Raw genomic sequence first — 14,537 nt, 5'->3', positions numbered from 1 at the left:
CTTAGTTCGACTCAGTAAACAGCTCACGGCCGATCAGCATGCGGCGTATTTCCGAGGTGCCGGCACCGATCTCGTATAACTTGGCATCCCGTAGCAAGCGGCCTGTCGGATATTCATTAATATAGCCATTACCGCCTAATAACTGGATGGCATCCAGCGCCATCTGCGTTGCCAATTCAGCCGCATACAGAATCACACCAGCGGCATCTTTACGGGTGGTTTCGCCACGGTCACAGGCTTTAGCAACCATATAAACGTAAGAGCGGGCGGCATTCATTTTGGTGTACATATCGGCAACCTTGCCCTGTACCAGCTGGAATTCACCAATCGCCTGGCCGAACTGTTTCCGATCATGGATATAAGGCACGACCACATCCATACAGGCTTGCATTATGCCCAGTGGGCCTGCTGACAGTACCACGCGCTCGTAGTCCAGACCGCTCATCAGTACCTGCACGCCGCGACCAACCTGACCCAGTACGTTTTCTTCCGGTACTTCGCAATCTTCAAATACCAGTTCACAGGTGTTGGAGCCACGCATTCCCAGTTTGTCGAGCTTTTGCGCCTGCGAGAAACCTTTAAAGCCCCGCTCAACGATAAAGGCGGTGATGCCTTTGCTACCGGCGTTAACATCGGTTTTGGCGTAAATAACATAGGTGTGGGCATCCGGACCATTGGTGATCCACATTTTGTTGCCATTCAGAATATATTTATCGCCTTTTTTGTCGGCGCGCAGTTTCATGCTGACGACATCAGAGCCCGCATTCGGCTCACTCATCGCTAAGGCACCAATATGCTCACCAGAGCAGAGTTTCGGTAGATATTTTTGTTTTTGTGCTTCAGTGCCGTTACGGAAGATCTGATTTACGCACAGGTTGGAGTGCGCGCCGTAGGACAGTGCTACTGAGGCCGAAGCGCGGCTGATTTCTTCCATCGCTATCACGTGCTCTAAATAGCCCAGGCCTGAACCGCCGTATTGTTCATCGACGGTAATGCCCAGTAAGCCTAAATCGCCGAATTTACGCCATAAGTCATTGGGGAACGCATTATCATGGTCAATTTGTGCTGCACGCGGGGCAATTTCTTCGCGGGCAAAGCTGTTTACCTGCTCGCGGATCATATCTACAGTTTCGCCCAGGTCGAAATTCAGGCCTTTATATGTACTAATCATCTTATTCCCCGTTTGCGTTCTTTTGCTGTTTGGCTTCGGCCAGTGTTTCGCGGCAACGTTTTTCTACCGTCACCAGCTCCATCAGCACCACCTTGATATCGTCCAGCTGCTGCTGCAGCTCGGACTTTTTATGTTCAATTAACTTCAGCATAGTGTTGAGCTGGGTCACGCTGCTTTTATCGGCATCGTACAGCTCAAACAACTGGCCGGTTTCGGACAGACTAAAGCCCAGACGTTTACCGCGCAGGATCAGTTTCAGCCGCACCCGATCGCGTTTGCTGTAAATGCGGGTTTGGCCGGCGCGGGTTGGCGATAACAGCCCCTGATCCTCATAAAAGCGGATACTGCGGGTGGTGATATCAAACTCTTTTGCCAGTTCACTGATACTGTAGGTTTTTTCGTCTTTTTCTTTCATTGCAGGCCTTCCCGAAAAGTGCAGGCAACTATAAGTGAAGTTTACGTAAAGGTAAAGCTGTGGGCGCGCGAATTAAGGCCTGCAGACGGGCGAAACGGTAAAAATGTAAAGATAAGATGCCAAATAGCCGGCACTTTTCGGGACGAAAATCGCCGCTGCGTTTTCCGGCTACAACCATAGTGTTATGATGTTGACGTTGGCGTAAACGTAAATTTGGTGTAGGCTCTGTGCCAGAAAAAATGCCGTAACGGGAGAGAACCGCATGACTCAGCAGAATAGTATTGTGATTGTTGCCGCTAAGCGCACCGCCATGGGTGGCTTTATGGGCGGTCTGGCCGAGGTGGATGCAACCGTATTAGGTGCCACGGCAATTAAAGGTGCTTTAGCAGATGCCGGCATCGCGGCTGAGCAAGTCAGCGAAGTCATTATGGGTAACGTGCTGCCAGCCGGTTTAGGCCAGGCGCCAGCCCGTCAGGCAACCTTAAAAGCCGGGCTGCCACTGAGTGCCGGCGCCACTACTATTAATAAGGTATGCGGCTCCGGCTTAAAAGCGGTGATGTTGGCTGCTGACTTACTCAATGCCGGCAGTGCTGATGTTGTGGTTGCCGGTGGTATGGAGTCAATGAGCAATGCCCCGTATTTACTGGATAAAGCACGCAGCGGCTACCGCATGGGCCACGGCCAGATTAAAGATCATATGATGCTGGATGGGCTGGAAAATGCCTATGACGGCAAAGCCATGGGCTGTTTTGCCCAGGACACGGCGAACGAGAAAGGCATTAGCCGTGAGCAGATGGATGCCTATGCGGTGGAATCATTACGCCGTGCGCAGCACGCGATTAGCAGCGGTGCTTTCGCCGCTGAAATTACCCCGGTGGTGTTCCAAACCCGCAAAGGTGAAGTTAGCTTTAGTGTCGACGAACAGCCGGGTAATGCCAAACCAGAAAAGATCCCTTCGTTAAAACCGGCTTTTGCCAAAGACGGTACCATCACTGCCGCCAACTCCAGCTCGATTTCAGATGGTGCAGCGGCGCTGGTGTTAATGCGTGAAGCCGATGCCAAAGCGCAAGGCTTAAAGCCACTGGCGCGGGTCGTTGCTCATGCTACGCACTCGATGGAGCCGGCGCTGTTTACGGTAGCACCGGTCGGTGCCATGCAAAAAGTATTGGCCAAAGCCGGCTGGCAAAAACAGCAGGTTGATCTGTGGGAAATTAATGAAGCCTTTGCCATGGTGACCATGCTGGCGATTAATGAGCTGGGCTTAGAGCACAGCAAGGTTAATGTCAATGGTGGCGCCTGTGCCCTTGGCCATCCGATTGGTGCCTCTGGTGCCCGGGTATTAGTGACCTTAATCCACGCCCTGAAACAGCGCGGTTTAAAAACCGGTGTTGCTTCACTGTGTATTGGTGGTGGTGAGGCCGTTGCTCTGGCTGTGGAAGCGCTGTAAGTCAAATTAGCTGTACCACTATAACAAAAAGCGGTCGGGGAGAAGCGCCGCAAATTGCCTGAATAATAATAGGTCAAAAGATCAGCCAGGCACGCTTAACAGGGTAGGAACCGGCCAACAACACAAACAATAAAGCGCCGGCCGCCCGTTTACTAATAGCAGTTAAAAATCAAAGAGATACTAAAATGACACAACAGGTTAAGCTTTTTATTGATGGTGAATTTGTGCACTCGAACAGTGACAAATTGATCCCGGTAACCAATCCGGCCACCCAGGAAGTGATTGCACAGGTACCTTGTGCAACTGCCACCGAGATGCAGCAGGCGATTGACTCTGCCAAAGCCGCCTTTAAAACCTGGAAAGAAGTGCCAGTGTCTGAGCGCGCCCGTTTAATGATGCGCTACGCCCAGTTGTTAAAAGATCACCAGGGCGAAATCGCTGCCATTATCTGTGAAGAGCTGGGTAAAACCGTGGAGGATGCCAAGGGCGATGTCTGGCGCGGTATTGAAGTGGTGGAGCAGGCAGCGAATATTCCGTCGCTGATGATGGGTGAAACGGTGGAGAACGTCGCCCGCAGCATCGATACCTACAGCTATATTCAGCCATTAGGTGTCTGTGCCGGTATTACGCCCTTTAACTTCCCGGCGATGATCCCATTGTGGATGTTCCCGATGGCGATTGCTTGCGGTAATACCTTTATTTTAAAACCGTCTGAACAGGATCCGATGACAGTAAACAAGCTGGCGGAACTGTTTGTCAAAGCCGGTGCACCTAAGGGCGTATTACAGGTGGTGCACGGTGCCAAAGAGCAGGTCGATACCATTTTGCATCACCCTGATATTAAAGCAATTTCATTTGTCGGTTCGGTCAATGTCGGCCAGTATATTTACAAAACCGGCACTGACAATTTAAAGCGCGTACAAGCCTTTGCCGGTGCGAAAAACCATATGGTGATTATGCCGGATGCGAATAAGCAGCAGGTGATTAATGCGCTGGTGGGTGCCTCTGTCGGCGCGGCCGGTCAGCGTTGTATGGCGATCTCTGTGGCGGTGTTTGTGGGTAGTGCAGCTGAGTGGATCCCGGAAGTAGCTGCTGCCATTGGCAAGGTAGGTCCGGGTCATTACAGCAATGACAAAGCAGCCTATGGCCCGCAAATCAGCCCGCAAGCAAAAGCCCGTATTCTGTCGTTAATTGCCCAGGGTAAAAAAGAAGGTGCAACCTGCCTGTTGGATGGCTCTGACTGTCAGGTTGATGGTTACCCGAACGGTAACTGGGTTGGCCCAACGGTGTTTAGCGATGTCACCACCGAGATGGAAATCTACAAACAAGAGATCTTCGGTCCGGTATTAACCACTATGACAGTAGCTAACCTGGATCAGGCTATTGAGCTGGTAAATAGTAGCCCGTACGGCAACGGTACCTCGATCTTCACCGCCAGTGGTGCCGCAGCCCGTAAGTATCAACATAATATCGAAGTGGGTCAGGTCGGTATCAATGTGCCGATCCCGGTGCCGCTGCCGTTCTTCTCGTTCACCGGTTGGAAAGGCTCTTTCTACGGTGATCAGCATGCCTACGGTAAGCAAGCCGTGCGGTTCTACACCGAAACCAAAACCATTACAGCGCGTTGGTTCGATGACGATATTCAGGTCAGTGGCCCGAATATGTCAATTAACCTGCGTTAACCGGTGACAGGAGCAGGCGTGGCGACGTCTAAAGTAAAGACAAACTAAAAAAATTTTGCAGCTTTAGCGTCGCCCGTTTTGCCTTTTACTGAGCACTTTTACTGTAATTAATCTGGTAGTACAGGACAGTAACGATGAATTTCAATCTGACTGAAGATCAACATGCCTTTGTTGAGGTCGCCCGCCAGTTCGCTGAGCAAGAGTTAGCGCCGCATGCGGCGACCTGGGATCGCGAACATCATTTCCCGAAAGACGTGCTGCAAAAGGCCGGTGAGCTGGGCTTTTGCTCGCTGTATACGCCGGAAGAGTTTGGCGGTATGGGCTTATCCCGACTGGATTCCTCCATTATTTTTGAACAGCTGGCAATGGGCTGTACTGCGACCACAGCGATGCTGACGATTCATAATATGGCAACCTGGATGATTGCCAGCTTCGGCACTGAGGCGGTTAAAGAAAGCTGGTTACCCAAGCTGGTTACCGGTGAGCAATTAGCGTCCTATTGTTTAACCGAACCGGGTTCAGGCTCAGATGCCGCCAGTTTACGCACCAGTGCCCGCAAAGACGGTGAACACTATGTGTTAAACGGCTCAAAAATGTTTATCTCTGGCGCCGGCTCAACTGAAGTCTTAGTCGTGATGGCACGCACCGGCGAAGCCGGCCCGAAAGGGATTTCTGCCTTTGTGGTACCTGCTGATGCGAAGGGCGTGATCTACGGCAAAGCCGAAGAAAAAATGGGCTGGAATGCGCAGCCGACCCGACTGGTAACCTTTGAAGACGTGCGTATTCATCAGTCTGCGCTGTTGGGTAGTGAAGGGCAAGGCTTTAGTTTTGCGATGAAAGGCTTAGATGGTGGCCGGATTAATATTGCTACCTGTTCTATTGGTACAGCGCAGCAAGCCCTGAATACGGCCCGTAATTATATGCTGGAGCGGCAGCAATTTGGTAAGCCGCTGGCGGCGTTCCAGGCACTGCAGTTTAAACTGGCTGATATGGCGACCGAGCTGGTCGCCGCCCGTCAGTTAGTACGCTTAGCCGCCTTTAAACTGGATACTCAGGATCCGGAAGCAACTGCCTATTGTGCGATGGCCAAGCGGTTTGCTACTGACGTCGGTTTTAGTGTCTGTGATCAGGCACTGCAGCTGCATGGTGGTTATGGTTATATTAAAGAATATCCGCTGGAGCGGCACTTCCGTGATGTACGGGTACACCAGATCCTGGAAGGCACCAACGAAATCATGCGGCTGATTATTGGTCGTCGCCTGCTGGATGAAGCTGCCGGCGCTATCCTGTAATACAGCCAGGTTAAACTCGGGTAGGTTGTTGCAAAGCCTAGCCGTGGCCGTCACCGCTTAGCCAGACGCTATGCGGCGACGGCAAGCGCTGCGCCTTACACCTGCAGCCAAACAGAAGGACTCATCATGCTTGAACACTCTGTTGCTCCGGTGCTCTATCAGGAGCTGACCGCAGTTAATGGCAAAAAAATTGCCGTCGCTACCCTTAATTCTGAAAAATCCTTAAACGCGCTTAGCCTGCCAATGGTGGAGTCATTGCTGCCACAAATGCTGCAATGGAAAGCCGATCCGCAAGTGGCGCTGGTAGTATTACAAGGCGCTGGCGATAAAGCCTTTTGTGCCGGCGGTGATATCCGCGATCTGTACCAGGCGATGAAAGATCAGCCTGGTACTTATCAGCCCTATGTCGAAGATTTTTTTACCAAAGAATACCGGCTGGATTATTTAATTCATACTTTTGACAAACCGGTACTGGTTTGGGGCAACGGTATTGTGATGGGCGGCGGGCTGGGTTTAATGGCCGGAGCCTCGCATCGCGTAGTCACGGCGAGCAGCCGGATTGCCATGCCGGAGATGGCCATAGGCCTGTATCCGGATGTTGGTGCCAGCTGGTTTTTAAATCGTATGCCAGCGGGCTGCGGCCTGTTTTTAGGTTTAACCGGCGCCTCAATTAATGCTGCTGATGCGCGCTTTATTGGTTTGGCTGATGTCTTTATCTGCCATGAGCAAAAAGCCGAGCTGCTGGATAAACTGTTGACGGTGAATTGGGGCAATACGGTGGCACTTAATCATCAGAAACTGTCTGATGTACTGCGTGCGCAGGAAGAAGGTTGTCGCACCCAGATGCCACTTAGTCAAATCCGGCTGCATCAGGATGCGATCAGCCGCTTACCCGGGCAAGCGGATCTGGCTGGCGTAATGGCAGCAATAGACGCTATGCAGGGTGAGGATAAATGGCTGCTAAAAGCCAAGGACTCACTGCGCTACGGTAGCCCGATTACGGCACATATTGTGTATCGCTTATTGCAACTGGGACAAAGCTTAATTCTGGCCGACAGTTTCCGCTTGGAGCTTGGCTTAAGTGTGCAATGCGCCAAACTGGGCGAGTTTCAGGAAGGGGTGCGGGCGCTGCTGATTGATAAAGATTTACAACCCAAGTGGCAGTATCCGGATGTGAGCACGGTGCCGCAGGCGGTGATCGATGAGTTATTTCGCTCCCCCTGGAGCGCCGGGCAACATCCGCTGCAGGATTTAGGCAAGCTAGAACACTAATTTATGGCGCTGGCCGCAAGGCGGTCAAACCTGATAACAAGGACAAGACAATGGCAAAAGTAGCTTTTATTGGTTTAGGTAATATGGGCGGCCCGATGGCGGTCAATCTGGTTAAAGCCGGTCATCAGGTAGCGGCTTTTGATTTATCAGCCAATGCGTTGGCGCAGGTAAAAGCCGAAGGGGCAGCGGTAGCTAGCTCGGCAGCCGATGCCGTTGCCGGCGCTGACTTTGTGATTTCGATGCTGCCTGCGGCGAAACATGTGCTGAGCTTGTATCTGGGTGAGCAGGGCATTGCCACCCACATTGATAAGAAAGCGCTGGTAATTGATTGCTCGACTATCGATGCGGATAGCGCCCGTAAACTTGGTGCTGCTTTGGCAGAGCAAGATCTGGCCTTTATTGATGCGCCGGTTTCCGGTGGTGTCGGCGGCGCTAAAGCCGGCACCTTAACCTTTATCGTTGGCGGCAGTGACGCGGACTTTGAGCGGGCGAAAACCGTACTTGGCAATATGGGGAAAAACCTGTTTCATGCCGGCGCGGTTGGCGCCGGGCAGGTCGCAAAAATTTGCAACAATATGCTGCTCAGTATCCTGATGGTCGGTACCTCAGAAGCGCTACAAATGGGGATTGATAACGGTCTGGATCCGAAGGTTTTGTCGGAGATTATGCTAAAAAGCTCGGGCCGTAACTGGACCCTGGAATTATATAACCCTTGCCCGGATGTGCTGCCAAATGTGCCGTCATCTAATGGCTATCAGGGCGGCTTTATGGTCGACCTGATGGTCAAAGACTTAGGTCTGGCGCTGGAAGCTTCGCTGCAAAGTGGCAGCAGTACGCCGCTGGGGGCTTTGGCGCGTAGCTTGTATGTGGCGCATCAGCGGGCCGGTAATGGTAAGCTGGATTTTTCCAGTATTTTTACCGCCTTCGAAAAAGTTAAGAATTAACACTGAGAAAACTTTCTCCGAACCGCGGGATGACTGCGTACATTTTTTCTGAGACACGCCGTGAACCGTCCCTGGGGCTCGATTCCGGCCATCCATGGCCTCCAACGGTCTCAGAAAAAAGTACATCCGCCATCCCGCTTACTACGGATGTACCCTTAGATTTTCATCTGAGACAGATGCGGATGTACTTTTTTGACGGAACGTCTTTCGCATGGATGCGAAAGAGGAGCCTACATGGATGTATTCACGGCGTGTCCGGCAAAAAATGTACGCAGTATCTGTCGTAGCCCGATAGAAGTGGTGAATTTATTATGAACTTAAAAGATAAAACAATAGTAATTACCGGTGGCGCTCAGGGCTTAGGTCTGGAAATGGCGCGGATGTGTGCTGCAGAGGGTGCCAAACTGGCGCTACTGGATATGAACCCGGAGCAGCTGGCAGCGGCGAAGGCGGAGCTGTCAGCGCAAACCCAGGTAGAAGTTTATGTTGCTAACGTGGCGGATGAGGCGCAGGTCGAAGCCACTTTTGCCCAAATCGATGTCGATTTTAACGGCATTGATGGCCTTATTAACAACGCCGGTATTTTACGCGATGGCTTGCTGCTGAAAGTTAAAGACGGTGAACTGGTTGCCAAGATGCCATTGCAGCAGTTCCAATCAGTCATTGATGTTAACCTGACCGGTGTATTCCTGTGTGGTCGGGAAGCCGCGGCACTGATGGTTAAACATGGTCGTAAGGGGGTTATTATCAATATGTCGAGCGTGGCCCGTGCCGGTAATATGGGGCAAACGAACTATGCTGCCTCTAAAGCCGGGGTAGTGGCGATGACTGTCACCTGGGCACGTGAATTAGGCCGTTACGGCATCCGCGTGGGCGCTATTGCTCCTGGCGTGATCCGCACCGCCATGACCGATGCCATGAAGCCAGAAGCGCGCGAGCGCCTGGAAAAAATGAAACCGGTTGGCCGTTTAGGTGAAGCTGCAGAGATTGCGCATACAGCTAAGTATATCTTTGAAAACGATTTCTTTACCGGCCGGGTGGTAGAAATTGATGGTGGTATCAGTTTCTAAAGCGTTGTTTTCTCTTTGCTAAAGAAAAGGCGCTGCGGCGCCTTATTTAATTGCATTATTGAGTTGCAGTATTTATATTGAGATTTAACATTTTGTGGTGCAATAACGCATCACTTTTGCACCAGAGGCGCGCAATGACGAGACAGAGTGTAACACTTAGCCAAGCGAACGAGCAGTGGCTACAAGAAAAGGTGCAGAATGCTCATGAATATAGCAGTAAAAGTGAGCTGATCAACGAGTTAATCCGCAACGCAAGGCGAGCTGATGCCATCAATCAAAAACTCGCGGCAGCAGAAGCGGCCGGCTTTACTGATAAAAGTGCGGAGCAAATACTTGCAGAGTTTAAAAAAAAGCTGTTGATTAATGACTGAGTCTTATCAATATCGCTTATCAGAATTAGCAGTAGCTGATTTAGAGCGGATCTATGCTTACGGGATTTGCAACTATGATGTTTCGCAAGCGGATCTTTATTATTATGAATTTTTTCAGATGTTTCAGAAAATAGCAGAAAATCCTTTTTTATTTCAAACGATTGATCACATAAGACCAGGATATAGACGCTGTCTTTGTGGTCGTGACCATATTTATTTTCGCATTAATGGGCAAATAATTGAAATTATGGCAATAATAGGTTCTCAATCATTAGAGTTATGGCTACCTTAACCGGCGTACGGAGTTTATATGCGAGCTATCTTTATAACCTTGTTATTATTATTGTCCTCTACTGCTTATGCTGATGATAGGGCCGAGCTGACTGCTTTACTGGCCGAGTTTTTGGATGGCGCGACTCGTAATGACCCTGCAGTACACGATAAGTATTGGGCGGAAGAACTCATTTATACCAGTTCGGCCGGGCGGCGTTTTGGCAAAGCCGAGTTAATGCAAGGGGTTAATAGTCGTGGTGAGCTGCCAGCGGCTGAGATTAACATGCGTTATAGCAGTGAAGATCTGCAGATCCTGCAATATGGCGATACTGCAGTGGTCGCTTTTACCCTGGTTGGTACCTCAGCGCAGGAAACCTTACGTTTTTTAAATAGCGGCACCTTCGTCAAACGAAATGGCAAGTGGCAGGCAGTAAATTGGCAGGCGACGCGAAAGCTTGATTGATTTATGCACAAAGTTTTCTTTTGCAGCGATCTAGTTGAAAAATCGCCGCGTAAATTTAGCAGGGTATCTCGATATATCTAGCTAAGCAGGAGCTAATTATGCCTTATCATCGCGCAGAGCATCTTAATCATCAGGATGTACGGATTGACGAGCTGGTGGTGCATTCTTACGAAATGGGGGTCTATCTGGTCGAGGCCGACTACGATGGTCGTCGTGGTTTTTTGGTTAATGATGACAATCATCCACAGCGGTTTCACAGTGTGGAGCAGGTGAAGCAATCGCTGAGTGATTGTACCGTGCGCCAGGCCTGGTTGGTGCATCAGTCGGCCTACGACGAGATGTGTGGTGGCCCGGAAAAGACTGACAACACTTTAAAAGTGCCGCTTTGGGTCTGAGTGGCTCCAGCTGGACTAATACCGGTTAGATGAATCTGTTTATTTCAGCACAGGCCGGGCGCTACTGGCGCCATGCCTGTGCTGCGTATTTAACTGCTTAAATGACCTGCGCCAGACGCTGCCACATTTTCTGGTTACGCTGTTTTAGCGTAGCCGCCCGCTCTGCCACCACTGCAGCTAAGGCATCTTTTTCGTGCAGTAGCTGCGCTAAGGCATCTAATAAGCTTTGCTCTGACAGTTCAGCAACACAAAAATCACCCATGCCAAAATCACTCATCATCGCATGATATTTGTGGCTCCAGCTGGTAGCGATACAGGGGACACCCTGGCTTAGTGCATTTACTGCACCGTGAAAACGTGAACTGACCGCCAGCTCCGCCTTACCAATAAAATATTTTACCGCCAGCGGATCTTCGATTTGTACCAGGCCGCAGGGCGAACGGGCGGCGATTTCGGCGCATAGCTCAGCATCTTCCTTACCTTCGTGGTTGACCAGCACCGGCTGAATGCCCAATGCCGTCAGATAATCGGCCGCAGCAGCGAAAGCCGCAACATAGTCGCTGCGCATCGCTTCAGCATTGGCATGGTTAAACTTGGAGACGACCTTGGAATTTGGGATCAGCGCCGCGAAAGGCACCTTCAGCTCCGGCACCTCGGCATTGGCTTCGGCGCTTAAACCGACGGTAAAGTCCGGGGTTAACACCACATGCTCTGGCAGCACCTCGACACAGCTTTGTAAATGTTGCAGTGAGACCGGATCACGGACAAAAATCAGCCGTGCGTGCTGAATAATATCGCGCATTGCCGCTTTACTCTCCTTAGAGCTAAAGGGGCCAAAGGCTTGCGGCATAAAGACAAAGGGTTTACCGGCTTTGCTAAAACGCACCACTTCTTTGGCGGTATTCTGCAAGAAAGTCAGCGGCCACTGGTCACCATAAGCAAAGCCACTGGCCTCCAGAATCAGATCGACATCGCGCTCGGTAACCATACCGTAACGTTTAAATAAACGTAGTAAAGGCCCGGGTAGTTTGCCCAGAACACCGGTGAGATCCAGGCCTTTGCGCCGGAATGAGAGTTTTTGCCAGGCGCCATGGCGGGCACGCTCCGGGTAAGGCAGATTGGGGCCGGGAGACAGCACCAGCTCAAAGGATTTATTCAGTTTTTTCAGGCCTTGCAAACAGGCCAATAGCATCAGATAGGCGCCTTTGTTACGGAATTGCACGCCTTTAATTTCGACAAAATAGGGTTTAGTCATAAGGTTTCCTTGATCAGGCTTTTACCCGCAGCAGTTGCCAGAACTGTTCGCGGGTGCGCTTGGCGAAAAATAAAAAGAAGAAAGAGGCATAGGCATAAGAAATCAGCGTCGCCCAGGCGGCACCGACAATGCCGTACTGAGGGATTAGCCATAAATTCAGCCCGACATTTAAAAGCGCACCCATACCATGGCTAAATAGCGATAGTGGTTCTTGTTCGGTGATTACCAGGTGCTGGCCAATCAGATAACGGACAAAGATAAAACAGCCGGACCAGATATGAATTTGTAATACGGTTACTGCGGCGCTAAAGGCTTCACCAAATAATAGCACCACTATCCAATCTGCTGTCAGGCTCATCACCACCGCGATCGCCAGGGCAGCACTAAAAAACAGCAGCGCAAAACGGCGTAGCTTGATTAAATAACCGTCCCAGCTTTTTTCATAGGCTTTTAGCATATCCGGGTAATAGCGCACGGCCAGCGTGGCCGGAAACACATACCACAGCTCCGACAAACGGCTGGCCGCGGCATAGATACCGGCTTGCTCAGTGCCGGCCATTGCACCCAGCATCACAATATCAATTTTCAGATAGATAACAGAGACAATGCCGGATAACCACAGCCAGGATGAGCGTTGTAACAACTGCTTGCCATAGGCCAGGCTAAAGTATTTTGGGTGATAGCCCGGCCAGCGCTGTTGCTCTTCTTTAAAAGGCCGGTGTTTCTGGCGATAGATCCAATACTGGGCCAGCGCGACAATCAAAAACTCGCCGGCGTAAATCAGCAATAAACTGGCAATACCGAAGCCCTGATAGAGCAAAACCAGTTTTAAGCCAAAACTTACCAGTGAAATTATCGATTTAACATAGGCCGGGGTGCGGAAAGTTCCCTGATAATTCAGATAAAATTCAAACAGCAGAAAGCCAAAAAACGCCTGCAACATAAACAGCAGCGGTATGGTATAGCTTAAATGGCCGCTAAAGAGTTCGGCGTTAAGCAGGTAGAATAGCGCCAGCATCAGGGCGCCGCCGACTAGCCCCAGCCCCAGCCGGATACTGACGGCGGTGTAGAGCATCGTCATGGCTTGCTGACCGCTATCTAGCTTAACCATTTGCCGCACGACCAGATTATTTAGTCCCATGCTGGTTAGCGGCACTAAAAAGGCACTCCACGCCATCACGATAGAGTATATACCCAGCTCACTGGCACCCAGCATCCGGGCGACAAAAATGGTTAAAACTGCGCCGGCACTGAGTTTAACCAGCTTGTCACCCAGCATCGCCGTAGCGCGGGCCATTAAGATTTTCTTGAGTAGCTTCAACGCCGAACTCCCTGTAAGCGCCGGCGCAGTGCCGATAATATCCGCCAGATATTTTGTAGTAACTGAATATATCCGGCAAAAACCAGGATAAACAGCAGCAGCATAATCCCTTCTGGCACCAGCAGATACTCACCAATAATGCCGATACAGGCAAAGATACAAGCCAGAGCGGTAATCAGCGTTAACGATTCGCGGGAGTTCAGGCCCAGACGCAGCGAGATATGGTGTAAGTGTTCGCGATCGGCCTGAAAGGGGGACTGGCCTTTGCGGATCCGTCGCACCATAATAGCGACCATATCCATCAGCGGTATGGCAATTAACCACAGTGCAGTAACGGGCCGGAAACTGGCACTTTCACTCTGGGTGCCGACGATCAGCAGCCAGATCACAGAAAAACCAATTAACATGCTGCCGGCATCGCCCATAAAGATCTTTTTACCGGGCACCAGCTGTAAATTAAACGCCAGATACGGCAGCATAGCGCAGATCAGTACCATCGGTAGCAGCGCCTGTTCAACCTGACCCCACAACAACATAAAGCCGGCAATGGCAACAAAACTAACCAGACTGAGCATGCCGGCTAAGCCATCGATACCGTCAGTCATATTAAAGGCGTTAATGGCGGCTATCACCGCAATCAGGGTGACAGGGATACCGAGAAAACCGAGCCTGACATCGCCATAACCAAATAAATTACCCAGATTTGCCAGGTGCAGATCGAGTACATAGACCATGGCTGCACTCAGCAGTAACTGCACCGCCAGGCGTAATTTCACACTTAGATCCAGATAATCATCAAAGGCGCCGAGGATCACCAGCGCACCGGCAAGTGTCAGGTAGTAGCCGGCATGTAAGTCCGCAACCGGAAACAAGACAAAGCCAAGCAGCATGCCGGTAAATACCGATAAGCCGCCGATCAGCGGAATGGCGCCCTGATGTTGCTTACGGCCACGCGGAATATCGACCAGACCAATACGTTGCGATAACGGATAAAAACTTAAAATGGCAAGCAGGCAACCGGCAAACGCCGTTATCATCAATAGAAGCTGAGTTGTCATAGTGGTTTCTTTTTCATCATCTTTTTATTCAGCTGGCTGTCAGCAGCACTCTGGTGTAATGATACTGCTTAGTGCGACAATAAACGACTAGCTGGCCGCGGTCCTGAC

General features: G+C 50.8%; 15 protein-coding genes. 10 read left to right on the top strand and 5 right to left on the bottom strand.

The window, feature by feature from the left end:
* Position 1: 1 nt before the first annotated feature.
* Positions 2–1,171 (bottom strand): isovaleryl-CoA dehydrogenase, encoded by a 1,170-nt coding sequence (locus AGRI_RS04365; protein ID WP_008608134.1) that lies wholly within the window; start codon positions 1,169–1,171, stop codon positions 2–4.
* 1 nt (position 1,172) lies between these two features.
* Positions 1,173–1,586: a MerR family transcriptional regulator gene (locus AGRI_RS04360; RefSeq protein WP_008983789.1), complete on the bottom strand. Its 414-nt coding sequence runs from the start codon at positions 1,584–1,586 to the stop codon at positions 1,173–1,175.
* A gap of 262 nt (positions 1,587–1,848) precedes the next feature.
* Here AGRI_RS04360 and AGRI_RS04355 point away from each other — a divergent pair, with 262 nt between their 5' ends.
* The 10 genes from AGRI_RS04355 to AGRI_RS04310 all read left to right on the top strand — a co-directional run bounded on the left by AGRI_RS04355 (position 1,849) and on the right by AGRI_RS04310 (position 10,795).
* Positions 1,849–3,033, top strand: a complete 1,185-nt coding sequence (locus AGRI_RS04355) for a thiolase family protein (RefSeq protein ID WP_008983788.1) — start codon at positions 1,849–1,851, stop codon at positions 3,031–3,033.
* 185 nt (positions 3,034–3,218) lie between these two features.
* Complete coding sequence (locus tag AGRI_RS04350; protein WP_008983787.1) at positions 3,219–4,715, top strand: CoA-acylating methylmalonate-semialdehyde dehydrogenase; 1,497 nt, start codon at positions 3,219–3,221, stop codon at positions 4,713–4,715.
* 134 nt (positions 4,716–4,849) lie between these two features.
* On the top strand, positions 4,850–6,007 hold the full coding sequence (locus tag AGRI_RS04345) for an acyl-CoA dehydrogenase family protein (protein ID WP_008983786.1): 1,158 nt from the start codon (positions 4,850–4,852) through the stop codon (positions 6,005–6,007).
* A gap of 126 nt (positions 6,008–6,133) precedes the next feature.
* The gene (locus AGRI_RS04340; protein ID WP_008983785.1) at positions 6,134–7,279 is read left to right on the top strand and encodes an enoyl-CoA hydratase/isomerase family protein; all 1,146 of its coding nucleotides are present in this window, start codon (positions 6,134–6,136) and stop codon (positions 7,277–7,279) included.
* A 50-nt stretch (positions 7,280–7,329) separates the two neighbouring features.
* Positions 7,330–8,223, top strand: a complete 894-nt coding sequence (gene mmsB, locus AGRI_RS04335) for a 3-hydroxyisobutyrate dehydrogenase (RefSeq protein ID WP_008983784.1) — start codon at positions 7,330–7,332, stop codon at positions 8,221–8,223.
* A gap of 311 nt (positions 8,224–8,534) precedes the next feature.
* A complete protein-coding gene (locus tag AGRI_RS04330; RefSeq protein WP_008983783.1) occupies positions 8,535–9,293 on the top strand; it encodes an SDR family oxidoreductase in 759 nt (252 codons plus the stop codon).
* Between the two features lie 134 nt (positions 9,294–9,427).
* Complete coding sequence (locus tag AGRI_RS04325; RefSeq protein WP_008983782.1) at positions 9,428–9,664, top strand: ribbon-helix-helix domain-containing protein; 237 nt, start codon at positions 9,428–9,430, stop codon at positions 9,662–9,664.
* Complete coding sequence (locus tag AGRI_RS04320) at positions 9,657–9,956, top strand: type II toxin-antitoxin system RelE/ParE family toxin (RefSeq protein WP_008983781.1); 300 nt, start codon at positions 9,657–9,659, stop codon at positions 9,954–9,956. The genes AGRI_RS04325 and AGRI_RS04320 overlap by 8 nt, the downstream gene beginning before the upstream one ends.
* 18 nt (positions 9,957–9,974) lie before the next feature.
* Complete coding sequence (locus tag AGRI_RS04315; protein ID WP_008983780.1) at positions 9,975–10,400, top strand: nuclear transport factor 2 family protein; 426 nt, start codon at positions 9,975–9,977, stop codon at positions 10,398–10,400.
* A 98-nt stretch (positions 10,401–10,498) separates the two neighbouring features.
* Positions 10,499–10,795 (top strand): DUF6482 family protein, encoded by a 297-nt coding sequence (locus AGRI_RS04310; RefSeq protein ID WP_008951806.1) that lies wholly within the window; start codon positions 10,499–10,501, stop codon positions 10,793–10,795.
* Positions 10,796–10,892: 97 nt separating this feature from the next.
* Here AGRI_RS04310 and AGRI_RS04305 read toward each other — a convergent pair whose 3' ends face one another.
* From AGRI_RS04305 to wecA, 3 genes are read right to left on the bottom strand one after another with little or no spacing between them, the layout of a single operon-like run.
* Positions 10,893–12,050 carry a polysaccharide pyruvyl transferase family protein gene (locus AGRI_RS04305; RefSeq protein ID WP_008983779.1) on the bottom strand — a complete coding sequence of 386 codons (1,158 nt, stop codon included), beginning with the start codon at positions 12,048–12,050 and terminating at the stop codon, positions 10,893–10,895.
* 13 nt (positions 12,051–12,063) lie between these two features.
* Positions 12,064–13,371 (bottom strand): flippase, encoded by a 1,308-nt coding sequence (locus AGRI_RS04300; RefSeq protein WP_008983778.1) that lies wholly within the window; start codon positions 13,369–13,371, stop codon positions 12,064–12,066.
* A complete protein-coding gene (gene wecA, locus AGRI_RS04295; RefSeq protein ID WP_008983777.1) occupies positions 13,368–14,429 on the bottom strand; it encodes a UDP-N-acetylglucosamine--undecaprenyl-phosphate N-acetylglucosaminephosphotransferase in 1,062 nt (353 codons plus the stop codon). The genes AGRI_RS04300 and wecA overlap by 4 nt, the downstream gene beginning before the upstream one ends.
* Positions 14,430–14,537 lie beyond the last annotated feature (108 nt).

It is taken from the genome of Alishewanella agri BL06, from assembly GCF_000272005.1.
GTDB classification, from domain to species: Bacteria; Pseudomonadota; Gammaproteobacteria; order Enterobacterales; family Alteromonadaceae; genus Alishewanella; species Alishewanella agri.
This window is presented reverse-complemented; position numbering and strand designations above follow the sequence as displayed.

Excerpts from the sequence above, each read along its gene's own strand:
- AGRI_RS04320 (WP_008983781.1), top strand. The coding sequence starts at position 9,657 with ATGACTGAGTCTTATCAATATCGCTTATCAGAATTAGCAGTAGCTGAT.
- AGRI_RS04315 (WP_008983780.1), top strand. The coding sequence starts at position 9,975 with ATGCGAGCTATCTTTATAACCTTGTTATTATTATTGTCCTCTACTGCT.
- wecA (WP_008983777.1), bottom strand. The coding sequence starts at position 14,429 with ATGACAACTCAGCTTCTATTGATGATAACGGCGTTTGCCGGTTGCCTG.
- AGRI_RS04360 (WP_008983789.1), bottom strand. The coding sequence starts at position 1,586 with ATGAAAGAAAAAGACGAAAAAACCTACAGTATCAGTGAACTGGCAAAA.
- AGRI_RS04305 (WP_008983779.1), bottom strand. The coding sequence starts at position 12,050 with ATGACTAAACCCTATTTTGTCGAAATTAAAGGCGTGCAATTCCGTAAC.
- AGRI_RS04340 (WP_008983785.1), top strand. The coding sequence starts at position 6,134 with ATGCTTGAACACTCTGTTGCTCCGGTGCTCTATCAGGAGCTGACCGCA.
- AGRI_RS04310 (WP_008951806.1), top strand. The coding sequence starts at position 10,499 with ATGCCTTATCATCGCGCAGAGCATCTTAATCATCAGGATGTACGGATT.
- AGRI_RS04345 (WP_008983786.1), top strand. The coding sequence starts at position 4,850 with ATGAATTTCAATCTGACTGAAGATCAACATGCCTTTGTTGAGGTCGCC.
- AGRI_RS04365 (WP_008608134.1), bottom strand. The coding sequence starts at position 1,171 with ATGATTAGTACATATAAAGGCCTGAATTTCGACCTGGGCGAAACTGTA.
- AGRI_RS04355 (WP_008983788.1), top strand. The coding sequence starts at position 1,849 with ATGACTCAGCAGAATAGTATTGTGATTGTTGCCGCTAAGCGCACCGCC.
- mmsB (WP_008983784.1), top strand. The coding sequence starts at position 7,330 with ATGGCAAAAGTAGCTTTTATTGGTTTAGGTAATATGGGCGGCCCGATG.
- AGRI_RS04325 (WP_008983782.1), top strand. The coding sequence starts at position 9,428 with ATGACGAGACAGAGTGTAACACTTAGCCAAGCGAACGAGCAGTGGCTA.
- AGRI_RS04350 (WP_008983787.1), top strand. The coding sequence starts at position 3,219 with ATGACACAACAGGTTAAGCTTTTTATTGATGGTGAATTTGTGCACTCG.
- AGRI_RS04330 (WP_008983783.1), top strand. The coding sequence starts at position 8,535 with ATGAACTTAAAAGATAAAACAATAGTAATTACCGGTGGCGCTCAGGGC.